The 25287-nt window shown below is 40.7% G+C and carries 23 protein-coding genes and 1 riboswitch; of the genes, 1 reads left to right on the forward strand and 22 read right to left on the reverse strand.

Going from position 1 to position 25287, the window contains the following annotated elements:
• Nucleotides 1–30: 30 nt before the first annotated feature.
• The 16 genes from cmk to dnaE all read right to left on the reverse strand — a co-directional run bounded on the left by cmk (nt 31) and on the right by dnaE (nt 16645).
• Complete coding sequence (gene cmk / locus FC89_RS00275) at nt 31–702, reverse strand: (d)CMP kinase (protein WP_057870545.1); 672 nt, start codon at nt 700–702, stop codon at nt 31–33.
• Between the two features lie 28 nt (nt 703–730).
• The gene (locus FC89_RS00280; protein WP_057870546.1) at nt 731–1384 is read right to left on the reverse strand and encodes a LysM peptidoglycan-binding domain-containing protein; all 654 of its coding nucleotides are present in this window, start codon (nt 1382–1384) and stop codon (nt 731–733) included.
• Nucleotides 1385–1450: 66 nt separating this feature from the next.
• Nucleotides 1451–2926 carry a RecQ family ATP-dependent DNA helicase gene (locus FC89_RS00285; protein ID WP_057870547.1) on the reverse strand — a complete coding sequence of 492 codons (1476 nt, stop codon included), beginning with the start codon at nt 2924–2926 and terminating at the stop codon, nt 1451–1453.
• Nucleotides 2910–3971 (reverse strand): helix-turn-helix domain-containing protein, encoded by a 1062-nt coding sequence (locus tag FC89_RS00290; protein WP_057870548.1) that lies wholly within the window; start codon nt 3969–3971, stop codon nt 2910–2912. The genes FC89_RS00285 and FC89_RS00290 overlap by 17 nt, the downstream gene beginning before the upstream one ends.
• A gap of 143 nt (nt 3972–4114) precedes the next feature.
• Nucleotides 4115–4696, reverse strand: a complete 582-nt coding sequence (locus tag FC89_RS00295; RefSeq protein ID WP_083485367.1) for an ECF transporter S component — start codon at nt 4694–4696, stop codon at nt 4115–4117.
• A 98-nt stretch (nt 4697–4794) separates the two neighbouring features.
• Nucleotides 4795–4915: riboswitch (FMN riboswitch) on the reverse strand.
• A 52-nt stretch (nt 4916–4967) separates the two neighbouring features.
• On the reverse strand, nt 4968–5690 hold the full coding sequence (locus FC89_RS12765; protein WP_057870550.1) for a pseudouridine synthase: 723 nt from the start codon (nt 5688–5690) through the stop codon (nt 4968–4970).
• Complete coding sequence (gene scpB, locus FC89_RS12770; protein ID WP_057870551.1) at nt 5691–6290, reverse strand: SMC-Scp complex subunit ScpB; 600 nt, start codon at nt 6288–6290, stop codon at nt 5691–5693.
• Between the two features lie 6 nt (nt 6291–6296).
• Nucleotides 6297–7052: a segregation and condensation protein A gene (locus FC89_RS00310; RefSeq protein WP_057870552.1), complete on the reverse strand. Its 756-nt coding sequence runs from the start codon at nt 7050–7052 to the stop codon at nt 6297–6299.
• Nucleotides 7039–7401, reverse strand: coding sequence for a GNAT family N-acetyltransferase (locus FC89_RS00315; RefSeq protein ID WP_057870553.1), 363 nt, complete (start codon nt 7399–7401; stop codon nt 7039–7041). Before FC89_RS00315 ends, FC89_RS00310 begins: the two co-directional genes overlap by 14 nt.
• Before the next feature lie 91 nt (nt 7402–7492).
• The gene (xerD, locus tag FC89_RS00320; RefSeq protein ID WP_057870618.1) at nt 7493–8380 is read right to left on the reverse strand and encodes a site-specific tyrosine recombinase XerD; all 888 of its coding nucleotides are present in this window, start codon (nt 8378–8380) and stop codon (nt 7493–7495) included.
• A gap of 13 nt (nt 8381–8393) precedes the next feature.
• Nucleotides 8394–8855, reverse strand: a complete 462-nt coding sequence (fur, locus tag FC89_RS00325) for a ferric iron uptake transcriptional regulator (RefSeq protein ID WP_057870554.1) — start codon at nt 8853–8855, stop codon at nt 8394–8396.
• 5 nt (nt 8856–8860) lie between these two features.
• Complete coding sequence (locus tag FC89_RS00330; RefSeq protein ID WP_057870555.1) at nt 8861–9745, reverse strand: CvfB family protein; 885 nt, start codon at nt 9743–9745, stop codon at nt 8861–8863.
• A gap of 31 nt (nt 9746–9776) precedes the next feature.
• The gene (locus FC89_RS00335; RefSeq protein WP_057870556.1) at nt 9777–10235 is read right to left on the reverse strand and encodes a DUF441 domain-containing protein; all 459 of its coding nucleotides are present in this window, start codon (nt 10233–10235) and stop codon (nt 9777–9779) included.
• A 149-nt stretch (nt 10236–10384) separates the two neighbouring features.
• Complete coding sequence (pyk, locus tag FC89_RS00340) at nt 10385–12145, reverse strand: pyruvate kinase (RefSeq protein ID WP_057870557.1); 1761 nt, start codon at nt 12143–12145, stop codon at nt 10385–10387.
• A gap of 84 nt (nt 12146–12229) precedes the next feature.
• On the reverse strand, nt 12230–13192 hold the full coding sequence (gene pfkA, locus FC89_RS00345) for a 6-phosphofructokinase (protein WP_057870558.1): 963 nt from the start codon (nt 13190–13192) through the stop codon (nt 12230–12232).
• Between the two features lie 117 nt (nt 13193–13309).
• Entirely contained in the window at nt 13310–16645 is a 3336-nt protein-coding gene (gene dnaE / locus FC89_RS00350) for a DNA polymerase III subunit alpha (RefSeq protein ID WP_057870559.1), read from the reverse strand.
• Between the two features lie 128 nt (nt 16646–16773).
• On the opposite strand from dnaE, the gene FC89_RS00355 reads away from it, so the two are divergent.
• On the forward strand, nt 16774–16959 hold the full coding sequence (locus tag FC89_RS00355) for a YjzD family protein (protein WP_057870560.1): 186 nt from the start codon (nt 16774–16776) through the stop codon (nt 16957–16959).
• Between the two features lie 40 nt (nt 16960–16999).
• On the opposite strand, the gene clpB is transcribed toward FC89_RS00355, so the two are convergent.
• The 6 genes from clpB to FC89_RS00385 all read right to left on the reverse strand — a co-directional run bounded on the left by clpB (nt 17000) and on the right by FC89_RS00385 (nt 25247).
• Nucleotides 17000–19603, reverse strand: coding sequence for an ATP-dependent chaperone ClpB (clpB, locus tag FC89_RS00360; protein ID WP_057870561.1), 2604 nt, complete (start codon nt 19601–19603; stop codon nt 17000–17002).
• A gap of 136 nt (nt 19604–19739) precedes the next feature.
• Nucleotides 19740–20984, reverse strand: coding sequence for a peptidase T (gene pepT / locus FC89_RS00365; RefSeq protein WP_057870562.1), 1245 nt, complete (start codon nt 20982–20984; stop codon nt 19740–19742).
• 80 nt (nt 20985–21064) lie between these two features.
• On the reverse strand, nt 21065–22180 hold the full coding sequence (locus FC89_RS00370) for a Nif3-like dinuclear metal center hexameric protein (protein ID WP_057870563.1): 1116 nt from the start codon (nt 22178–22180) through the stop codon (nt 21065–21067).
• Nucleotides 22173–22871, reverse strand: a complete 699-nt coding sequence (locus FC89_RS00375; protein WP_057870619.1) for a tRNA (adenine(22)-N(1))-methyltransferase — start codon at nt 22869–22871, stop codon at nt 22173–22175. Before FC89_RS00375 ends, FC89_RS00370 begins: the two co-directional genes overlap by 8 nt.
• 286 nt (nt 22872–23157) lie before the next feature.
• Nucleotides 23158–24306: a trans-sulfuration enzyme family protein gene (locus FC89_RS00380; protein WP_057870564.1), complete on the reverse strand. Its 1149-nt coding sequence runs from the start codon at nt 24304–24306 to the stop codon at nt 23158–23160.
• A gap of 17 nt (nt 24307–24323) precedes the next feature.
• Nucleotides 24324–25247: a PLP-dependent cysteine synthase family protein gene (locus FC89_RS00385; RefSeq protein ID WP_057870565.1), complete on the reverse strand. Its 924-nt coding sequence runs from the start codon at nt 25245–25247 to the stop codon at nt 24324–24326.
• Between the last annotated feature and the right edge of the window lie 40 nt (nt 25248–25287).

The following is a 25287-nucleotide window of genomic DNA, read 5'->3' on the forward strand; positions in this document are numbered from 1 at the left end:
TTCCAGTTAAATTACTTTTTTTGAGTCAATTTAGTTGTTTTTTTTTATAATTTCCATAATCTTGGCTACTACTTGTTCAATCGTTAAACTTGTAGTATCCACCTTAATGGCATCTTTCGCTTGAACCAGTGGTGAAATCAAACGCGTCGAATCTTTTTTATCTCTTAAAGCGATTTCTTTTTCTAATTCAGATAAATCAACCTTGATTCCTTTTGCCTGATCTTCACGAAAACGTCTTAAAGCTCGTTCCTTAACACTGGCTACTAAGAAAATTTTGACTTCTGCATCGGGCAATACTGTTGTCCCGATATCCCGACCATCCATCACAATTCCACCATCTAAAGCTAATTCTTGTTGTTTTTTGGTTAGTGCTTCACGAACACTGATTTGAGCTGCTACCAATGAAACATTTTTACTAATTTCAGGCATCCGAATTGCTGCCGTAACATCTTCTCCGTCAACAAAAACCTTTTGGCCATCATCAGCCGGTTTAAAAACAATCTTTAGGTTTGTCAACAATTCCTTCAATGCAGCATCATTATCCAGTGGAACTTTTTGCTGCAAAGCTGCCCAAGTAACCGCTCGATACATCGCACCGGTATCACAATAAACATAGTCTAACAAGTGCGCAACTTTTTTTGCGACGGTGCTCTTACCAGCGGATGCCGGTCCATCAATTGCAACTTGTAAATTAGATTTCATAACTAAAACTCTCCTAGCTTGCTATAATCTACTTAATTCTGACCTGTTGTCCAGGCGACAGAACCGTATTGGCAGTTAATCCTGGATTCAACTGCAACAATTCGGAAACTGTTAAACCATTATTAACAGCAACTCGATAAATCCCCTGTCCGGAACCAACCTCAGCATACTCCGCTTTACCACTGGCTGAACTAGTTGAAGCTGACGAAGCTGCAGCTGAACTGGAACTAGCAACTGATGAGCTACTGGCCTCGGTCGTCGAGCTGCTGGCAGCAGTAGTATCGTCAGCTTCAGCAGTGGTGTCTGCCGTCACGCTTGAACTAACAGCCGAAGCCGCACTTGACTGCTGACTTTTTGCAGTTGATTTTTTGTGACTGCTTTTTTTAGCTGCCGCTTGACTGCTGGAACTGCTCAATTTTTTTTTCTTAGAAGATTCTACAATTCCCACGTTGTTACTATTACTGCTGTTACTGGTCTTAGCACTATTCTGCGAAACAAAATAGAGTGCGACCGTTCCAATAATAATTGCAATAAAAATTACCAGTAACGAGGTAGTTAACACCGAACTTGCTCTAACCTTTTTTCGACTGGCAGTACGTGAATAATTTCCATTATCATCACGGCCATCGGCAAAAGTACGATCCCAGGGTTTTGATTGTTGATCATCATCCTTGCGATTCATCGTTACTCCCTCCCAAAACAAAGATACTTTATTTTACCATAATTATGCCATTCTCACATAAATAAGTCATAATTGATTTGATTGGTCAGCAAATAATTTTTTCAAAAGCTGCTGATAACTTGGCAAGACAACAGATGCCTTGCGCTCTACATGTTCACATTGTAAGTTTAGATCACGTAAATCAAAGGTTTGACCAACTGGTTGACAGCAAGCTGCAGTATGTTTTAAATGTTCCGTTGTTTCGCCAAAGTATTGACACAAAAACTTCCGCCGACAAGTCGTCAGGGTTAAATAAGTCTGCAGCGTACGCAGTTGACTGGCTTTTTGCTGATGACGCTGTGCAAACATTTCCTGTTGTTGTTTGATATTTAATCCTTGATGAGCATAAAAATCAATTAACTGATAAGTTAACTCATTTTCAGTCAATATCTGCCGTTGCTGCCGAGTCGCAGCTTGATAATTTTTCAATTCGGCTAAAGCCGGCAGACTGGCAAAGCTCAGCTGTCGCTGCCGCTCAAAATCTTCTGGAGAGTATAAAAGAATTGCGATACTTTGTTGACCGTCACGACCAGCACGGCCAATTTCTTGCAGATAACTTTCCAAATCAGTCGGCAGATGATAATGAATGACATACCGAACATCTTTTTGATTGATTCCCATTCCAAACGCGCTAGTTGCACAAACTACGTCTAAGTTTCCTAACATAAATTGCTGCTGAACTGCGAAACGTTCCTGCTGATTTAAGTCTGCATGATAGGCAGCGGCACTTAGCCCCGTTTTTTCAGTAAGCAAGCGGGCAAACTTCTCAGTTGCTTTACGGCTGGTAAAGTAAATCAAGCCGGGTGTTTTTAATTGTTGAACTAACCGCAACAAAACAGCATTTTTTTCGGAAGAATTTGCCGTAGATTCAACTGCTAGAAATATGTTTGGTCGATCAATTGATTGTTGGACCAGCTGCGGTTGAGCAGCAGTAAATAGCAGCTGACAAATATCCTTTTTGATCTGTGGAGTAGCCGTAGCAGTCAAAGCTAAGGTTAACGGCTGTCCCAGTGCTTGTCGTAATTTTCCCAATTGAAGATAATCAGGTCGAAAATCCGGACCCCATTGTGAGATACAGTGCGCTTCATCAATCACTAACAATCCCAATTTTAAAGCTTTAAAACGCTGCATAATGTCTGGCTGCAGTGCCATTTCTGGTGATATAAAAATAAAATGATATTCATTTAAATGACGTAGCACAAAACTTTTATCTCGCCCTGATAGCATAGATGTTAAGGCAGCGGCTTGATGTTCACCAATAAATTTTAGTTCTTTTACCTGATCTTGCATCAATGAAATCAGCGGAGAAACTACCAATACTAATTGTTTAGTTAGTAAACCATATAATTGATAGCACAGTGATTTACCAGTACCAGTGGGCAAAACAGCAACTGTTGACTGCTGCCGAGCTAAAGCCGTCAGTGTTTCGATTTGACCTGGCTTAAATTTATCATAACCAAAATAGTGTTTTAATCCCCTTGTCAGCTCAGTTGTGGTTAGCAATACTCAGCCTCCCTTGTCTTAATTTCAGTTGCTGAATTTGAAACAAACGAAAATAAAAAAAAGAAATTTCTTGTTGCTGAGCTACTTGATAGTTCCACTCAGCAGGTATTGTTTGTCCCCTAAATAAGGTTATCAGCTGTTGCTGAATTTTGGTTGGTAAAATTTTCAAATAAGGAAAATCAGTTGCAAAAATAGCTGCTTCTAATAAGTGTTCCTGAATCGTACTGAGTTTAAGCTGCCGCTTTTGAGCAATTTTTGCCAACGGATACTGGTTTAAAAAAGCTTGATAAGTTATTGCTGTACTAGCAGACAACAGACTGTTCTTTCGAAAAAGACCTATTAAAGCTTGCCAAGCTGGACCTTCTCGCAGCAGTTTTTCTGCTAATTGCAATGATAAATCTGTGCGTAAACAATTTAATTCAGCCACTGTCCAACCAGTTTGCTGCTGAAGCTGCAGCAATGTTCTTCCTGCGATCTGGTGCCCCGAATACATATTCAAAAAAATATTAGCTGCTGGTGACTCTTGTGTTGTCAAGAACTCTGTTAACGTACGAACAAACTGTGCTTGTAATTGTTGGCGTGGATTATGCTGCAACCAGCGTTTTAACCAATACTGCAACTGTGGATCGGTAACATTAACATAATAATGAACATTATGATATGACATCTCTGAGAAAACCTGGATCAGCAAGGCCAACATTGCTTGCCAAGCTCCAACCTGATAATGCTGGACCAACTGCGGTGCCTGCCGCCAATAATGTAAGTCGCTTGTTTGATACAACTGCCATTGCTGCGATCCAGCAGCTGTCAATACTAATCCAGCAGTTGTTTGCTGTAAAGCTTTTGTTTGCAACAGTAGTTCAATCTGCTGATTAAAATAAGCCGCTTCCAATTTAGGTGCAACCGCCAGCCAAGATAATAATTGATAATTCAATCCCCAAAACAAATTAGAAACTGTTCGCTTATTAATTAGAATTTGACGAATAACTGCCGGTCGGCGAGGCTGTTTAGCAGAAAAAAAATACAATAATCGTTGATCGGCCATCGTTACCCTTCCCTTCTTGAAAAAAAGTTTCTAATTTAATTATACGTTATTAACACAAATTATTTAAACCGATTTTCAAACAAAAAAAGATGATTGCGACTGCTAATCAGCGCATATCATCTTAAAATAACATTTTGTTTTTATTAACGATTGCTTAATAAAGAATGATCCTGCAACCAAAAGCGAATTCGGGAAAAAATCAGCCAAAAAACGGAGCCAACGAGAATCCCCTTAATTAAATTAAACGGAACTACTCCAAACAAAACCAATTTGCTTAATGGCAAAGATATTTTCATTCCTAAAACGCTCATGTAAAGTGGCGTAATTACCCACCAATTAGCTACAGATAAAACGATCGTCAATGACAATGTCGCAGCCGTGATCGTTAGTAAAACATGTTTTACGGTCAAGCTTTGGTCATGCCGCAAAAGATAATAAATTGGCAGGCAAAAAAGCAGTGTCGCTAAAAAGCTGGTCGCAACTCCAATTAATTGCGCAATTGACGGACCGGAAATCAAAAGATACAACACCGATCGAATCAAAGCGATCTCAATTCCACCAATCGGTCCTAATAAAAACATACCAAATAAAATTGGTAAATCCGAAAAATCAATTTTCATATAAGGTACAATCGGAATTATCGAAAATGCCAAAAACATCAATAAATACGAAATACCTGCCAAACAAGCTGCCAAAACATATTTTTTAGTAGCAGTAACCACCATCATAATGACCTCCTGATGAGTCCATCTCCACGGCACTTATCGAAAAAAAACTCTGCTGATCAGAAGCGACCAACAGAGTTTATTTATTTTCAAATAAGCCCTATCTTCTTTATCCAGACTATACTGTCGGCACTGGAATCACACCAGTTCAACTACATCACTGTAGGTCGCGGCCTATTACCGCCGGTCGGGAGTTGCACCCTGCCCCTGAAGATAAACTACTATTATTTTTATAAAGAAAGTGTAACATAAAAAATAACAAACCACAAGCTTATTGTTTAATTAAATTTTTCAAGCGCTCAACCTCGCTAGTTGTCAATCGCCGGTATTGACCAGAGATCAACCCATCTAGGTCAAGGAAACCATAACGCTCACGTTTTAATTTACTTACCGGATGGCCAATAGCAGCAAACATCTTCTTCACTTGATGGTTGCGCCCTTCATGAATCGTCAGTTGCCACAACGAATTCTCACGTTTAATTGCAACTTTTTTTATCTTTGCGGGCGCCGTTTTCCGCCCATCAATCACGACACCTTGCTGCAATTGACGCAATTGTTCTTTAGTAGGTACTCCTTTGACTTTAGCCAAATAAGTTTTAGCCACTTTAAAACGTGGATGCATCAACTGATTTGCTAACTCACCATCATTGGTCAGCAACAAAATGCCTGAAGTATCATAATCTAACCGTCCAATCGGATAAATTCTTTCCGTGACATCTGGGAAATAATCAACTACTACTTTTCGCTTATGATTATCGCTGACCGCTGAAATCACTCCACGCGGTTTGTAAAATAAATAATACTCTTTCTTTTCTTGTTCAACTAACTTGCCGTTAACTTGAACTGCATCGTTATTTCCAACCTTAGTCCCCAGCTCGCGAACGATCTGACCATTAACTTTAACCTTACCAGCTAAAATCAATTTTTCAGCAGTTCTCCTTGAAGCAACGCCAGCCGCTGCTATTACTTTTTGTAATCTTTGTTTAGGTTTCACTTATTTCTCCTTTTTTTCTTCAGATGGCTCAACTAAATCATTAAACCGTGCCAACAGATCAGTCGTATCCAATGGCAAATCCAGTTGTTCAACTTGCGGAAACGGTGGCAAGTCCTTTAATGAATGCAAACCAAATCGATCGAGAAAATACTCAGTCGTTGCATAAACAATCGGCCGGCCTGGGACTTCAAGCCGACCCGCTTCAGCAATTAAATCCAGCAGTAACAATCGTTTTAAAGCGCCATTGGCTCCTACTCCTCGAATCTCCTCTATATCCGCTCGGGTAACCGGTTGCTTGTAAGCAATAATTGCCAAGGTTTCCATTGCTGCACGCGACAATGAAACTTGATTAGGTTCAGCAAAATAATTTTCCAGTAATGGTGCATACAAGCTTTTAGTTGTAAGCCGAATCCGCTCAGCTGTCGCTTGTAATTTTAAACTGGTAGCATCATCTGCCTGGTACTTTTGTTTCAACTGTTCTAATTGGGCAAAAACAGCCGGCTTAGCCAATCCGGTTAATTCCGCCAACTCACCCGGAGTGATTCCCTGATCACCGCTAACGAAGAGTAAGGCTTCAATTTTAGCCAAATTTGACGTCATTTGAATCTACACTCCTCTCAATTTAATTGGTCCCAGATCTGTTTCTTGTTGTACTTCAATTTGACCACGTTTAATTAATTCAAGCAAAGCTAAAAATGAAGTGACTACCTGCTCTAAAATCAAATCATCTGGTGCAAACAATTTATCAAAAGCTAACCAACCAACATGTTGTGATACCTTTTTTTTCAAACGTTTAATTTCTGTTTCAATTGTAAATTTTTCCGGGCGAACGTGGCGGACCCGCTTTAACTGCAGTCGTTGACGCTGTCTTAATAAAACCTGTTCAAAATATCGTTCAAGATCAGTAATTTTCAATTGCTTTTTCAGTAAAAGCTTCTGACTGGCTAATGGAACTTCAGCCGGTGGGCGAGAATAACTACGCCGCCGTTTTGCAGCCAACTCTTGTAATTTATTTGCTGTCAACTGATAGCATTGGTGAGCCAACAACTGTTCCACTAATTCTTGTCGCGGATCTTCTTCAGGTTCATCCGGTGACTCTAATTCTTCGTGCTGAGGCAGCAATAATCGGCTCTTAATGCTTAACAGCGTAGCGGCCATTACTAAATATTCTCCGGCTACATCAAGAGAAAGTGACTGCATTTGATGCAAATAAGCCAAATATTGCGAAGTAATCGCAGAAATTTGAATATCATAAATATCCATCTCATTTTGTTTGATCAAATGCAACAGCAAATCAAGCGGACCTTCAAAAGCAGCCAACTTAAACGTCAGCTGCTTTGACTTTCGATCAGCAAGTACCATGATGCTGTTCCCATTTTGATATTAAACCAGCCGTTTCCATACTGCCCATCATTTTTCGATTTTGATATGACTGATCCAAAGCGTCTAGCATTTGAAAGCTAATACCTTCATTGCGTTCTGCTGGTGAAACCGCAATATGCCGTACCATTAAAATATCCGCTGTAATTTCTACTCCGATAACTCCGGTAAAATCACCATTTTGATTTTTCCATAAAAAGAGTACTCGGTTCTCTTCTCCTTGGTACCACTGTAATTCAGCTTTCAGATGTGACAATTCTTTCAGATCTGGAATAAATGATAGTAATCCCATGGCAATTTTTTGATAATCATTCTTATACTTATACAGCATTGTAGACCTCCTATGGTCAACTGCAACTAGCAGATTCGTAAATCCACGATATTTTACCATAAAACGCCCTTAGAAACAAACACGCGGACAATTACGCCCGCGGATGGTATCGATTATAAACTCCTTGCAGTCTTTTCTTTGAAAGGTGAGTATAAATTTGCGTTGTCGAAATATCAGCATGTCCTAGTAATTCTTGGACAACTCGCAGATCGGCTCCATTTTCTAAAATATGGGTGGCAAATGAATGCCGCAATGTATGCGGAGTAACATCCTTTTGAATGCCAGCTGCTCGTACCTGTTGCTTAAGGTTTTTCCAAACCCCTTGGCGAGTTAATCCATGACCATGATTATTCAAGAAAACAAACTGTGAGCGCTGATGCCCTAATAGTTTCGGCCGCGCTTCATCCAGATAACGTTCAACCCACTTAACTGCTTGCGAACCCAGCGGAACAATTCTTTCTTTCTGACCTTTTCCCAGCGTCTGTAACAACCCCAGGCTTAAATGCAGATCGGCTAATTTCAGATGAACTAATTCACTGACCCGCAAGCCAGTGGCATACATTACTTCTAATATTGCACGATCACGTAATCCCAAAACTTTGGTGGTATCAGGAACCCTTAGTAACTGTTCCACTTCTGAAACCGATAAAACCTCTGGCAGATGTTCTCTTTTTTTGGGTGAATCAATCAACAACATCGGATTTTTTTGAATAATATTTTCTTCAGCTAAATATTGGAAAAATTGGCGCAGACTGGTCACAGTACGCGTAATTGAACTTGCTGTCTTGGACTGTTGCATTTGAAGTTGCAAGAAATTTAAAATCTGCTCACGCTTGATCGATTGATAATCAGTAATTTTTTGAGCTGTTAAATATTTATTAAACTGCTTTAAATCACTGCCATAACTGGCAATCGTATTATCAGTCAATCCGCGTTCAACTTTTAAATAATGTAGATAATCTTTAATTGTATTATCAATAATCAATCACCCTCTATTGCAGGTGCTGCTTAGCTCGACACTTAGCACAAATTCCTAAAAAGGTTAATCGATGATCGGCTACTTTAAAACCATAATCCTGCTCAACCTTTTGCTCAACATCCAACAAAAGATCTTCGTGAATTTCTTCGACCCGACCACAAACCTGACATAATAAGTGATGGTGAAAATGTCCAGAATCTTCTGTCCGTAAATCATAACGAGTAATCCCATCTTCGAAACTAACGCGATTAACAATCCGCAATTCAGCTAAGACTTCCAAAGTCCGGTAAACAGTTGCCAATCCAATGTCTGGTTCTGCTTCTTTAACTTTTGCAAATAATTCTTCAGCAGACAGATGACTTTCATGAAGCCGGAGTAATGTTTTAACCGTTGCCCGTCTTTGCGGTGTCAGTTTCAGGCCTGCTTGATGAAGCTGTTTTTCGATTCGGCTGAGCTCTTCTGACTGTAGCGCCAAGTCGATCACTTCTTTCCTTGATTATTAGTCGGTGATTTTAATAAGATTTTGCCAGTTTGCTGCTCAATTAGTCCATTTTTTAACAAATGACCGATTGCTCGCTTGAATTGGCCTTTACTGATGCCAAAATAACTTTTAATTTCAGCCGGCGAACTTTTATCCCAAAACGGCAAACTGCCTCCTTGATGCTCCAAAGTCGCTATCAACATTGCCGCATCGTCACCAATCGCTTCATAGGCCCGTGGCCGCAATGATAGATTCAAGATGCCATCTGGACGAACACCGATCACACGTGCTTTCAATTGTTCACCCAATCGTGGCTCACGATCACGTTCACTGGGATGAATGAATCCTAACTTAAAATCAGCAGTAACTACCAAAGTTCCAGCCAATTTCAACCGATAAGCCGTTACCGTAACATCCTGATTCATCATTGACTGCTCGGCTTTGACAGCTAATTGCTGAAAAACTTCGGTTGTTGCTAAAGTTCCCCACATCCGATCTTTATGATCTAACTTTAAAGCAATCATTAGCTGGTCATGTTCTTTAGGCCAGAGCTTATGTTGTTCCGGCAACTCATCCAGTGAAACTGCCAAATCTTTATTCGGTAATCCAATATCAACAAAAACGCCTAAATCTCGTCTGACACTGACTACTTCACCGAAGGCATATTGATTAATGCCAACAGCAGGCACTTTAAGTGTCATCTGTAAATGATGCTCTTCATTTTCATAAACAAAGCCGCTGACAGAATCACCCAATTTTAAATCGGCTTCAACTTCTGACTTAGCTAACCGGCAAGTCAAAGCAGCAGCTTGCACAAAATACGCCGTCTGGTTCTCATCAATTACCTTAGCTTTAACCACGCGGCCTAGTATTTCTTCTTTCAATTAAATTTCCTCCACTTAAATAAAACTAGAATTAATTAATTCCAATATGTAAAATTGAAATAATGCAATAAGTGATTCCTGACGCAATCACTGGACCAGCAGCAACACCATTTAAAAAAACTACTCCCAAAATCGTTCCAAATAACAGTGCGACTGTTACTTGCGGTGTTGTTGCCAGTAACGATACTCCTTGCCTTGATAAAACTGCGACCAAGACTCCGCAGGCCAAAGCGATCAACCCGGTCGGACTTTTAAAAACGCTGATCAACTCGGCAAAACCGATTTTTCCAGTTGCGATCGGAATAAGAATCGCAATTGAAATAATTATTACGCCCCAGTTAATTCCCTTATTTTCAACCAACGTTAATAATTTACCGGTAGCAGGCAAAGCTTTCAGTATTAGTACAACTGCTGTCGCAATTACCAATGACGAATTTTTAGCAATTAAAGCAATTGCTAAAATTACGCCTAAAAAAATCCAACTCTCCATTTTTTCACCTCTTACCTATTTTAACCGAAAGTCTTTAAAAATACCATTTTCCGCTAATTTTGTTTTAAAAAAGAGTTGAGATCATAACTAATCTCAACTCTTATAAATCATATTAATATTTACTTAAAAGTCAAACGCAGAGTTTTATTTTAAAGTGCGTTAGAAGCTCCACGGTAAACAATTCCACGACGAGAATCAATTGTTACAACTTCACCGTCAGAAATTAATTCAGTTGCTTTTTCAGCACCAACAACAACTGGAATTCCCATTGAAATACCAACTACAGCTGCATGTGATGTTAAACCACCATTTTCAACAACCAGTGCGCTGGCTTTTTCAATAGCTGGCAAGTAATCTTTGTCAGTTGTCTTGGTTACCAAAACAGCACCTTCGACAGCCTTTTTGTTAGCTTCTTCTGCAGAGGAAGCAACAACAGCTTTGCCGATCACTGTTTCATCACCAACACCTTGACCTGAAACTAACTTAGTCCCGATTAATTGAATCTTCATCAAGTTAGTTGTACCTTTTTCACCAACTGGTACACCAGCAGTGATCAAAATCAGATCTCCTTCTTTAGCAAAACCTTCTTCTTTAGCTTTTTCAGTTGCCAAAGTGAACATTTCGTCAGTTGAAGCAGGTGCTTCAGCCATCACTGGATAAACACCCCAGTTAACAGTTAAGCCGCGGCGAGTACGGTCGTCAAAGGTAATTGCCAAAATATCAGCATCAGGACGATACTTCGAAATCATTTTAGCTGTATGACCAGATTTGGTTGCAGCTACAATTGTCTTAATACCTAAGTTATCAGCAGTTTCAGCTACAACACGACCAACTGCTTCGGTAACGTCTGTCCGATCAAAGTCATTGATTGAAAAATGACGATGTTCGCGCAAAGCATTTTCAGCCTTAATATCAATTCGAGCCATTGTTGCAACAGATTCTACCGGATATTCACCGTTAGCACTTTCACCAGAAAGCATTGTTGCATCTGTGCCATCAAAGACAGCATTAGCCACATCAGAAGCTTCAGCACGAGTTGGACGTGGATGTTCCTGCATTGAATCAAGCATTTGGGTAGCAGTAATAACTGGCTTGCCAAGTGCATTACATTTCTTAATCAAGCTCTTTTGAACCAACGGAACATTTTCCGGTGGAATTTCAACACCCATATCGCCACGAGCAACCATTAAGCCATCAGATACTTTGATGATTTCATCAAAGTTGTCGATACCTTCTTGTGATTCGATCTTAGGGAAGATTTGAACATGTTCCATGTTCTTTTCCTCAAGTAACTTGCGAATATCCAAAACATCCTGCGGTTTACGAACAAAACTTGCAGCAATGAAGTTGATTTCATGGTCAAGTCCAAAACGAATATCATCAGAATCTTTTTCAGTAATTCCAGGTAAATTGATTGCAACGCCTGGTGCATTAACACCCTTACGTGAGCCTAACACTCCATCATTAAGAACCTTGCAGACCAATTCTTTATTAGCACGATCAATTTTTTCAACCTGCATATCAAGCAAGCCATCATCAAATAATACATGACCGCCTTCATGAACATCATCAAGCAATCCAGGGTAAGTAACGGCAATCTTATCATGAGTACCTTCAATTGAAGCATCCATCGAAATCCGTACTTCATCACCGATTTTGTACTGGATCTTACCTTCTTTTTGAACAGTAGTCCGAATTTCAGCACCTTTGGTATCTAACATAATACCAACTGTCTTGCCGGTAATTTTTTCTGCCTGATGAACTAAATTCAGTCGACCTAAATGTTCTTCGTGATCCCCATGGGAAAAGTTAAAGCGGAAAACATTTGCACCGGCCTCAATTAATTTTACAATTGTGTCCAAATCGGAACTAGCTGGTCCAAGTGTACTTACAATCTTGGTCTTCTTCATGAATAAAATCTCTCCTTATAGAAAATTTTTAAAGCCGACTTTTAATGTCGAATCTTTATCTAAGTTAATAAAACTCTAGGCAAATTAAAAGCGCAACCGTTTATTAACATCTTGCAATGAAACATCAGTAATATGTTTATGATTTTCCAAAGTATCGATGATATCAGTTGCTACTAATTTATTGTCGCGAATACCAATCGCCAAACTGCCTTTGCCTTCAAGCAGTAATTTAACAGCGTAATCGCCAAAACGGCTAGCCAACACCCGGTCTTTAGCTGTCGGACGACCGCCGCGTTGAACGTGTCCTAAAGTAATTGCCCGACTGTCAAAACTGCCATATTGGTCAAGCTTCGTCTTAAAATCAGCTGCTGACATAACACCTTCAGCTAAAACGATCAATGCATGATCTTTGCCTTTTTTACGGTTCAACTTGATCTTATCGGCAATTGCTTTAATGTCATAATCGCGTTCTGGAATGACAATTGCATCTGCGCCGGCGGAAACTCCAGCCCATAATGCAATATCACCAGCACCTCGACCCATTACTTCAACAACAAACACCCGCTGATGCGAAGTTGCCGTATCATTGATGCGATCAAGAGCATCAAGCGCCGTATTAACTGCTGTATCAAAGCCGATCGTAAAGTCAGTTCCAGGAATATCATTATCAATTGTCCCGGGAATTCCGACTGAATTAAAGCCATGCTGACTCAAACGTTCTGCACCATGATATGAACCATCGCCGCCGATAACTACCAAAGCATCAATACCAAATTTTTTCAACTGTTCAATTCCCTGCAGCTGAACTTTTTCTTCAGCAAATTCCGGGAAACGAGCAGAATATAAAATGGTACCGCCGCGCGCGATAATTCCATCCATATCACTTGAGCTTAATTGATGGATATCTCCGGCTACCAGACCAGCAAACCCGTAATTAATACCATAAGCTTCTAGGCCTGCTGTCATCGCTGAACGCGCAATAGCACGGATTGCAGCATTCATACCAGATGAATCTCCACCACTTGTTAAAATACCTATGCGTTTCATTTTTTCACCCCGTGTAAATTTAATGGAACAACACATTCTCCACCGCTTATATTAACACTTTTAGCAGCTCTTGTCTTGTAAATTTAGAAATTAAATTCAGTTTATCACAATATCTTTTCATTCATTTTCATTTTTCAAAACTAGGTTTTCTTTCCCAACCATGTCTACCAGCGCCTTGATCAATTCAGGTCGATCGGCTAACCAATAGTCCTTTGTTAAAGCTAGTTTTTTAGCGGTTGCCGCCTCATAAATAATTACCGGATTGCTACCAGGATAACGGCGCATCAACTGCCAAAGCTGTTGTTTTTGCAAGCTAGTGAAAGATTTGGTTAAACGGATAAAAAATGTTTTTTTCATTGGTATTTTCATATTTGCAGCTGCTTTCACTTGCACAGCAACTAACTGCCGCCGCTGATTGCGCAGTTGAACTTTACCGGCGATCAGATAAACCTGATCGTTTTCTAAAATAGCTGCCGCTTGCCGATAAATGTTTGGAAAAACAATCACCTCAATTTGACCGGTTTCATCCTCTCCAGTCAAAAACGCCATCTGTTCCCCTTTTTTGGTACGAATGATCTTGCTTTCTTTGAGGTACAACAGAATTCGCCCAGTTTTTTCTGCTTGCAGTTGAACAATCGGCGTAGTTTTTTCCAATTGGGCTAAACGGGCATATCTGGTTACTGGATGAGCTGATATAAAAGTCCCTAAATATTTTTCTTCTTGACTTAGACGCTCATTCAAAGTTATCTCTGGAAATTCTTCCAATTTGGGAGCTAATACGGCTAAAAGTTCAACATTGTTTCCGCTCAACAAACGATTATCCAAAATTTTAGGCAGATTATGCAAAAGTGTTGCCCTAGTTTGACCAAAAGTATCGCCAGCCCCACTGTAAATTAAGGCTTGCAGACTATCCGTTTTCAAATACTTTTCTGGCATTCGTTGTAAAAAGTCTTGAAAGCTTTTAAAACGTCCATTTTGCTGCCGTTCTTTTAAAATCGTCCAAACAAAATCGCGTCGTAACGACCGTATCGAATTTAAACCAAAAACGATTTGTCGTTTGTACAAGCTGAAACCAAATTGACTTAAATTCAAATCTGGACTATGGACTGTTGTTTTGAGCTGGCGCGCTTCCAAAAGATACTCTTTGGTCTTTTCATTATCTCCAATTACTGAATTCAACAAGGCGGCCATAAAAGCTGCTGGAAAATGACATTTCAGATAAGCTAATTCAAACGCCATTTTAGTATAGGCGACTGCGTGTGAACGATTAAATCCATAGTTGGCAAACCGTTCAATATAATCATATACTTTACCGGCTGTAGCTGCTGAGTAGCCGCGCTCTTGAGCTCCAGCTAAGAATTTCGTTCGTAATTGGTCAATCAGCGTTAATTTTTTTTTGCTCATTGCCCGCCGTAAAATATCCGCTTGCCCCAAAGAAAAGCCTGCCATAACAGATGCGACCTGCATGACTTGTTCCTGATAAACCAAAATACCATAAGTCTTGCTCAAGATTGGTTTTAATGCTTGGGCTGGATAGGTAACTGGTTCTTGACCATGTTTTCGTGCTATAAAATGATCGATATTTTCCATTGGTCCTGGTCGGAATAACGCATTTACAGCTGTCAAATCTTCAAATGACTGCGGCTGCAAGCGTCGTAAAACATTACGAATTCCTGCCGATTCAAATTGAAAAACACCAGCCGTTTGCGCTCTTTGAAATAACTTCAAAGTCAGCGGATCATCCAAGGGAATCTGATGAATATCAAAATCAGTTTGATAATTACGTTTTACCAGTCGCAAAGCTCGATCTAACACACTCAAATTACGCAAACCTAAAAAGTCGATCTTTAATAACCCTAATTGTTCAACGTAATCTTTTGAATATTGCGTCAGTGGCATCCCATCACTGCCGACTTGCAATGGCACCAACTGCTTTAGATCCTGATCACTCAAAATAACACCGGCAGCGTGGACTGAAAAGTGCCGTGGCAGGCCTTCCAAGTAACGTGCCGTTTTAAACAGCCATTGATTTTTTTCATTAGCTGCTACTTTATCGCGTAACCGCGGTGACTGCTCAAAAGCAGAAGCCAGTGTTATTTTCAATTGATGTGGAATCAAATGACTGAACGAGTTTAATTCAAACTGGCTGAAACCTAATGCTCGTCCAACATCCCTTAATGCCTGCCGCGCTCCTAATGTCCCAAAGGTAATAATCTGAGCAACATGTTCTTTGCCATAACGCTGCTGGACATACTCGATCACCTCTTGTCGGCGATTATCAGGAATATCCAGATCAATATCCGGCATTTGGATTCGTTCCTCATTCAAAAAACGTTCAAACAGCAAATCATAGTACAGCGGATCAACATCGGTAATTGCCAGAGCGTAGGCAACCAATGACCCGGCAGCTGAACCACGTCCTGGACCGATAACAATTTTAGCCCGATGAGCATAATTGGTAACATCCCAAACGATCAAGAAATAATCAGCAAAGCCCATGCGCTGAATTACCGCTAACTCGTGTGACAAACGCTGCCGGTACTTTTCATTAACAGCTGCTTTTAGATCAATTCCGCGCTGACTTAACCCCTGCAAACACAATTGCTGCAAATATTTTGCGGCTGTTTGCTGCTTAGGGACAGGATAATGCGGTAGTTTCGGCTGCCTAAACTGCAAATTAAAAGTGGCGGTCCGACAAATCTCGGCTGTTTGCTGCAAAGCAGTTGTCATCCCAGCTACTTGATAAGCCGCGGTAATTTTGGCAACTGGCTGCAGCCAAGCTTTAACTGGTGATTTTTCCTGCAATTCAAAAGTTTCCAGTCGGCTGCCTTGGCGAATAGCCCGTAAAACTTTCAAATACGCTTCATCAGCCGGATCAAGATAATTGACCGGTTCCAAAGCCGTCAGCGCAACTTGATTCTGATCTGCTAACGTTTTAATCGCTTGGCGTAGCGGCGCACTTAATTGCGGACTGGTTCCCAAAAATAGTTTTGATCGACCAACCTGCTGACGTAATGCCGCAACAAATTCAGCCGCGGTTGCCTGCTTGCCATTTTGCAAGCAATTAATCACTAAAGAGTTGGTTAATGGCGTAATTACCAGCAGTCCTTGCAGAAAAGCTTGGACTTTTTCTAATGGAAATTCAGTTTTATTTTCTGCCAATAATTGATTTTTTTGCGTCGAAAGCTGCAGCAGATTCTGATAACCGATCTGATTTTCCGCGATTAAAATGATTTCATTGCCAACCGCTAATTCTAAGGTCATCCCAATCAACGGTTTAAGCTGCTGTTGCCGGCATAATTGATAAAAAGCTGCCGTGCCATACATTACATTGCGATCAGTCAAAGCAAGTGCTTGGTAACCGCGTTCTTTAGCCGCGGTAACTAATTCTTCCAAACGTAGCGGACTTTGTAATAAACTATAACAACTGATAACTTGGATCGCACCAAACATCGGTGTCACCTCTTTTCAGTTTTAATTATACCAATTTTCGAAGCTTAAAAAAAATAGTTGTTAATAAATAAAAGTGTCACAAACTGTTTTTTTATGCTAAACTACTGTTGTATTGTGAGGTGTTAACAATGGTAAAGCAATTAACTATTTTGTTTTGGGGCTTCATTTATGGTGAAGTAATCGGTTATATCGGGGCAGCTTTGACTGGTGTAACTTTCTCACCTTTAGCTGACGGCTTGACTGCCATGGTCATTGGCCTCATTGCTATCAACTTGTTAACTTTGTTTATCAAAGATCCAACAACTGATAAATAATGCCCTAAAAAAAAGAGCGGAGTTTTATCTCCGCTCTTTTTTATTCGTCTTCCGAGTGTTCTTCAGCTGTAAAGACCAAATTGTCTTGTTGACCTAAATCAACTGTTACCGTTGAATGCGGCATTACTTTCCCACTAATGATCTGTTTTGCCAGTGGTGTCTCAACATACTCGGTAATATACCGCTGCAGCGGCCGAGCGCCATAAGCTGGATCATAGCCTTGCTGAGCCAAGTGTTTCCGCGCTGATGAAGAAATTTGCAACTGAATTTCTTGTGCTTCCAAGCGGTGTGACAGCTGCTGAATAAATTTATCAACGATTTTTTCAATTGCTGCTAAATTCAACGGTGTAAACATAATGATATCATCAATCCGGTTCAAAAATTCCGGCTTAAAATGCGCTTGTGCCAATTGCATTACTTCCTGCTTGACCTCAGCTGAAATTTCACCATCTTTAACCTTGTCCAATAAAATACTTGAACCCAAATTGGATGTCATAATGATAATTGTATTTTTAAAGTCAACAGTTCGGCCTTGTCCATCCGTCAAGCGACCGTCATCAAAGACTTGCAGCAATATATTAAAGACATCCGGATGTGCCTTTTCAACCTCATCAAGCAAAACAATCGTATACGGATTGCGCCGAACCGCTTCTGTTAATTGACCGCCTTCTTCGTAGCCGATATAACCAGGTGCTGCTCCGACTAACCGCGAAACAGATTGCTTCTCCATATACTCGCTCATATCAATGCGAACCATGTGTTTTTCCGAATCGAACAAATTTTCCGCCAAAGCTTTGGCTAGTTCTGTTTTACCAACACCTGTCGGACCTAGGAATAAAAATGTCCCTAGTGGCTGATTAGGATCCTGTAATCCGGCCCGAGCCCGCAAAACTGCATTAGCTACGGCATCAACTGCTTCGTCTTGTCCAATGACCCGCTGGTGCAAAGCTTGCGGCAGCTGCAAAAGTTTTTGCCGTTCGCCTTGAACCAATTTAGCAACCGGAATCCCAGTCGTTCGGCTGACAACCTGAGCAATTTCATTTTCAGTAACTGATTCTTCAACCAGCCAATTATCAGGCCGTTTGGCAGCTTCCAAATCTTTAAGTTCTTTTTCTAATTGTGGAATAGTGCCGTGTTGTAACTTAGCTGCTTTTTCTAAATCATAATTATTTTCCGCTTCTTCTAATTCATGGCGTGCCTGATCAAGTTCGCCCTTTTTATCGCTGAGTTTCTTAATGTCTTCTTTTTCATTTTCCCAACGCATTTTCAGCGTATTAACCTTTTCTCGCATTTCGGCCAAATCAGTTTGCAATTCGCTTAACCGTTTTTTTGAAGCCGTATCGGTTTCTTTTTTCAAAGCTGCTTCTTCAACTTCTTGCCGCATCAATTGCCGAGTGGCTTCATCCAATTCAGTCGGCATCGAGTTCATTTCAACACGAATAGTCGCACAAGCTTCATCGATCAAATCGATCGCTTTATCCGGTAAAAAGCGATCAGTAATATAACGATTAGATAAAGTTGCTGCCGCTACCAAAGCATTATCATGAATCCGTACTCCATGATGAATTTCAAACCGTTCTTTTAAACCACGCAAAATTGAAATCGTATCTTCAACGCTTGGTTCGTGAACCAATACTCGTTGGAAACGCCGCGCCAATGCTTTATCTTTTTCGACAGATTCACGATATTCATCAAGTGTGGTTGCCCCAATCAAATGCAGCTCGCCACGAGCCAGCATTGGTTTCAACAAATTACCAGCATCCATGCTGCCTTCAGTTTTACCGGCACCGACAATATTATGAACTTCATCAATAAACAATAAAATTTTACCGTCACTTTTTTTAACGGCTTTTAAAACAGCCTTCAACCGTTCCTCAAATTCCCCCCGGTATTTAGCTCCGGCAATCAGCGAACCCATATCCAACGAGAAAATAGTTTTGTCTTTTAGATTATCAGGGACATCCCGGCGAACGATCCGCTGGGCTAAGCCTTCAACAATTGCTGTTTTCCCCACGCCTGGTTCACCGATCAAAATCGGATTATTTTTAGTCTTCCGTGATAAAATTCGAATAACATCCCGAATCTCATCATCTCGACCGATAATTGGATCAACTTGATTATCCCGAACTTGTTTTACCAGATCGATCCCGTATTTTTCAAGTGCTTTATATTGAGTCTCTTGATTCTTAGAAGTCACTCTTTCTCCCCCTCGTAATTTTTTAACAATTTCCGCTAATTTTTTAAAAGTCAAACCCTGCTTTTTTAAATAAATTGCCAGTGGATTGGCTTCCAACCGCAGTAATGCCAAAATAATTGTATCCAAAGCAATATATTCATCGTCTTGTTTTTTCCTCAGCTCATCAGCTTCTTGCAGCAAACGATACATTGGCTGACTAAGCGTCTGACCATATTGAACACTGCCTTCAACAATTGAAATCTCATCTAATTGACGATCAAGTTCACTTTCCAAAGCTGGCAGATCCAAGCCAGCTTGCTGAAATAATTCAGCTCCAAACTCCCCTGGTTGAACCAAAAATTTAAATAAATGTGGAATATCAATTTCTTGATGATGCCGCACCTGTGCAATCTGCTGCGCCTGAGCCAAAGCTTCTTGAACGGCTGTTGTCATTTGATCCTCTTGCATTTTTTAACCTCGCTTTATTTTCTAATTAAACGTCAAAAAGCCCAGATAGCAACACCTATTAACTAGCTGTTTAACCACCTGGCCTTTCTTAACTTGCTTACGCCTATATTATATAACAAACGTGTGTTCGTGTTAACTATTTAGCTTTGTGAACAGCTGATTTAATAATCTGTAAAATTACATCGACTGCTCGTTCCATCACTTGAACTGAAACGAACTCGAAACGCGAATGCATATTCTCGCCACCAGCAAATAAGTTCGGTGTCGGCAAACCCATAAACGAAATCTTTGAGCCATCTGTACCACCACGAACTGGATAAATAATTGGTTTGATTTTCAATTTTTCCATGGCTGTTTGCGCCAATTTAACCGAGGTCATGTCCTTTTCGATTACTTCACGCATATTATAATACTGATCTGTCACTTCTAAAACTACTCGCTCTTCGCCATATTCAGCATTCATCCGTGCCGCAATCTGCTGCAATAACTCCTTGCGGGATTCAAATTTAGACCGGTCATGATCGCGAATAATATAGGTCATCTCGGCTTGATCAACTGTCCCATTCAAATCAATTAAATGAAAGAATCCCTGTCTGCCAGCGGTTTTTTCAGGAACCTCGTCTGCCGGTAATTGTGCCTGAAAGTCAAACGCCAGTTGTAGTGCATTGACCATGACATCTTTAGCTGTTCCCGGATGAACATTTTTGCCGATCAATTTTATCTTGGCTTGAGCAGCATTAAAAGTCTCGTACTCTAATTCGCCTAGCGGTCCACCGTCAACGGTATAAGCAAAGTCGGCAGGGAATTCCGTAACATCAAAATTATCCGCCCCTTTGCCGATTTCTTCATCTGGACCGATTCCAATCTGAATAGTACCATGTTTGATTTCCGGATGAGCCAACAGATATTCTGCAGCTGTAATGATTTCAGCTATCCCAGCTTTATCATCAGCCCCCAGCAAGGTAGTTCCATCGGTTGTAATCAAATCTTCACCGGCATAATTCTTCAAATTGGGAAATTCTGCCGGATCAAGATAATAGCCGCTCTTAGCCAATGGAATCGTTGCTTTGCCATCATAATTTTTTTGAATTTGTGGTTGAACATTCTCAGCATTAAAATCAGCCGTATCCATATGGGCAATCAAGCCGATTTTAGGAACCTCAGCAGTTGCCGGTAAATTAGTCGGTAAAGTTGCTAAGACATAAGCACTTTTGGTAGAAATATGCACTTGACTCAAACCGATTTGCTGCAGTTCCGCTACCAATTGGTGTGCAAATACCGATTGACTCTTTGTTGAAGGAATCGTTGCTGAATTTTCATCGGAACGGGTCGTTTGTTTAGCATATTTAATAAAACGCGGTACTAGATTTTGATATGACATTAAAACACTCCTCGTATTATCAATCTTTGACTTTAATTTACCTATATCAGTTTGCTGCTACAGGTTAAAGACTGATTTAATTATAGAAATTGAAATGGATCGGTCGCAATTTGGGATTGAATGATTGGAAATTGCCAATTATTTTCCTGTTTCCAAGTAGTAAAGAGCTTGGCAAGTTGCGGTTTGCAGATACTTTCGACATGATGACCAAAATCAATTGCAGCCATCCCTGAAGCCAAAATGTCATGAGCAGTATGATAAGATAAGTCACCGGTCAAATAAACATCTGCTCCAGCTTTTACAGCTGCCGGATAAAATTGCCCGCCGCTGCCGCCTAAAACAGCAACCCGCTTAAGTGGCTGCTGCAGATCCTGCGCAACAACACGTACTCCGGTTAAACCAAATACCTGCTTGCAAACGGCTGCCAGCTCTTTAACAGTAAGTTTCTTGGTTAAAGTTCCGACTCTGCCCATTCCATATTTTGCATTTAAACCATGAATCGGCGTCAGGTAATAAACCGGTTCTTCATACGGATGAGCCGCACGCAGCGCTTTAATCACTGCGGCTGCCTGTTGCGGCTTGATTATCACTTCAAGTTTTTCTTCAGCTGTTGCTGTTGGTTCCAACGGTTGACCAATCGTGGGATGCGTTTTTTCACCTGGTACAAATCGACCAGTTCCAGCGGCTGAAAATGAACATCCCTGATAATCACCAATTGTTCCCGCTCCGGCAGCTGCTAAAGCCTGCCGCACTGTTGCCGCTGCCGCTTGTGGGACATAAACCGCCAGTTGTTGCAGCGGTAGTTCTTTAGATGGTAATAATGGCTTGATCTGCTGCAAATTCAAAGCAGCCGCTAGCCAATCATTCATGCCACCATTAGCATTATCCAAATTGGTATGAGCGCCATAAACGGTGATCTGGTGCTTAATCAATTCTGCATACATGCGATTTTGCGGAACTGCCAAATCAAATTGCTTAACTGGATGAAACATTGCCGGATGATGAGCAAAAATAAAATTAACATCATTGTTAATTGCTTCGGCAACAATTTCCGGCCGTACATCTAAGGTAACCATCATCTTTTTTACATCGGTTTCCAAGCTGCCTAGTTGTAAGCCAACAGGATCACCTTTTTCTGCAATAAATTTTGGAGCAAATTGTTCAAATCGTGTTACAACTGCTGCTACTTTAGTCATGCAATACCTCCTCGATCATATTAATTTTTTGCTGCAACAGACGTTCCTTAGTCAAAGGTTCCGTTTGTGCTTGTTGCATTTGTTTCAAAACGTGCTGTAATTTTATTTGTTCTTGTTGCCATTTTTCCAAAAAAACGGCCGAACGTTCCTGCAAAAGTAATGGCCCAAACATTTTTGCCTTTTCACTTAAAGCAATTGCCGTTGCTGTTGGGTCAGCTACGATGATTTCGTAAATATGCCCGGCTTCTGCAATAATTTCTTCGGCAACGATCTGATAGCAATTGATTTCCAACCACTTACGGACACCAGCTTCATTGACATTGGGCTGTAAAATCAGGCGTGGTCGCTTCCCCAACTGCTCAAAACCAGCTGCTAATATCTGGCAAATCAAACTGCCGCCCATGCCACAGATCGTGATCACATCAATTATTTCCCCAGAATGAATTGCTGCCAATCCATCCGCTTGCCGTACGTGAATCTTTTTTTCTAATTGCAGCCCATGAATCTCTTGGACAGCATTTTCAAACGGCCCAGTGACCACCTCTCCAGCAATCGCTGTTGCAATTTTCCCGTTAAGTGCTAAATTTGCCGGTAAATAAGCATGATCCGAACCAATGTCGGCTAACCGCGCTCCTGGTAAAACATATCCGGCCACCGTTTGCAACCGTTGTGATAAATGATAGGCATCCATATCAACTGTCCAACTCCCTTTAAAATCCTTATTATAAATTATAGCTGACTTGAAACCTGAAAAAAACCTTTTCCAACTGATAAATGCCAAAAGGCGGATAACAAATAAATTCCAGTTGCTGATTAAGCTCAAAATAGCTTTTTTAATCATGAATCAGACCAATTTCATTACACAAAAAAGTCGATAATCTTGAAATTCTAACCACAAATTACAAGTAGAGGCTAATTTACTATGAGTAATTTGTAGTGGACCAAAATTATCGACGTTATTTTAAAGTATAATATTATTACTTTGTTTGAGCAGCTTGCAATGCTTCTTTTAGATCTGCTAATAAATCAGTTATTTGTTCAATTCCGACTGACAAACGGATCAAACGGTTAGAAATGCCATTTGCCAAGCGAATTTTTTCTGGAATTGAGCCATGAGTCATAATTGCCGGAACCTCAATCAGGCTTTCAACTGAACCTAAGCTTTCCGCCAAAGTGATAATTTTTAAACTCTCAATAAATTTTTTAACAGACAGATTTTCAGTCAGCTCAAAAGAAATCATCCCACCAAAACCATGCATTTGCCGCTGAGCAACTTGGTAGTCGGGACCAGTTGGATCGCCCGGATAAAAAATCTTACTGATTCGCGGATCCTGCTGCAAAAACTCAAAAATCTGCTGAGTATTTTTTTGATGAGCTTCCATCCGAACCGCCAAAGTTTTTATCCCACGCTGTAATAACCAACTGTCCTGCGGTGCCAAAATTCCACCAATAGCATTTTGCAAATACCCGATCTGGTCGCCGACAGCTTGATTTTTGGTAACAACTAAACCAGCAATCAAATCACTATGACCGCCCAAATACTTTGAAGCACTATGCAAAACAATATCTGCTCCCAAATCAAGCGGACGTTGAACATAAGGTGAAGCAAAGGTATTATCAACAATCGTCAACAAGTTATTGTTATGAGCTAATTTAGCCAAAGCAGCAATATCAGAAATATGCATCAACGGGTTTGTCGGTGTTTCTAAATAAATGGCTTTAGTCGCTGGAGTAACTGCGGCGGCAACAGCTTTCAAATCACGGGTATCAACTGCCGTAAAATCAAGACCTTGGCGTTTCAGCACTGTATTCAGTAATCTGAATGTCCCACCATACACATCATTTCCAACAATAATATGATCACCAGCCGAAAATAATGAAAAGACGGTATGAATTGCAGCGGAACCAGATGCAAACGCATAGCCAGCAACCCCATTTTCCAATTCAGCAATTAATTTTTCAACCGCCAAACGCGTTGGATTACCGGTCCGCGAATACTCATAAGCCGGTTCTCCGCCCAAAACTGTCTGAGCAAAAGTTGATGTCTGGTAGATCGGAACACTGACTGCTCCGGTTGTTTGATCTTGACTGATACCACCATGGATTAATTTAGTATTGAATTTCATTATTATCGACCCCTTTTTTATTTTTCAGCATATATATGCTGGCTAAGATAACGTTCACTGCTGTCTGGAAATACAGTCACAATATTACTGCCGGCCGGCAGCTGCTCTGCCAACTTCAAACTAGCTGCCAATGCTGCACCGCTTGAGCTACCGATCAACAAACCAAAATCTTTAGCTAATTGTTTGACCCAGTGAAAAGCCGCTTGATCGCTGATCGTGAAAATATGATCAACATCTTTTTTATCTAAAAACGGTGGAACAAATTCGACACCGATACCCTCTGTGCGATGAGAATGCTGGGGACCACCATTTAAAATCGAGCCTTCGGGTTCCACGATTGCTGTTTGAATCGTGGGAACTTTTTCCTTAAAGTAGCGCGCCATCCCAACAAAAGTACCGCCGCTGCCAGCTCCGGCTGCGAAGCCATCCAGCTGCAGCTGTGCTGCCGTAAACTCGGTCAAAATCTCGGGCGCAATTGAATGATAGTAAGCTGCCGGATTTTCCGGATTTTCAAATTGCATCGGCACATAACTGTTAGGTGTTTGCTGCTGCAAACTCTTAGCTTTCTTGATGGCACCAACAATTCCGTCTTCACTAGGCGTATGCACCAGCTGTGCTCCCAAGGCTTGCATTAAAATTTGCTTTTCCTGGCTGAATTTTTCTGGAACAACCAAAATCGTTTTTAATTTAGCCTCTAATGCTGCCAAGGCTAACCCAATTCCAGTGTTGCCGGCAGTTGGCTCAATAATGGTCGATTCGGCATTGATTCGCTGATTTTTAAAAGCTTGTTCAATTAAATATTTCCCCAAACGGTCTTTGATACTGCCACCGGGATTAAACATTTCTAACTTAGCAAAAATCTTCGAACCCTTGGGAACCGGCAAATTTAATTCAAACAATGGGGTTTGACCAATCAGTTCACTTACTTGATGATAAATCATTTAACATTCCTCCTAATTTTTGCAAACAAAAAAGGCGTAA

This window comes from Liquorilactobacillus ghanensis DSM 18630 (genome assembly GCF_001435235.1).
In the GTDB taxonomy this organism is placed as follows: Bacteria; Bacillota; Bacilli; order Lactobacillales; family Lactobacillaceae; genus Liquorilactobacillus; species Liquorilactobacillus ghanensis.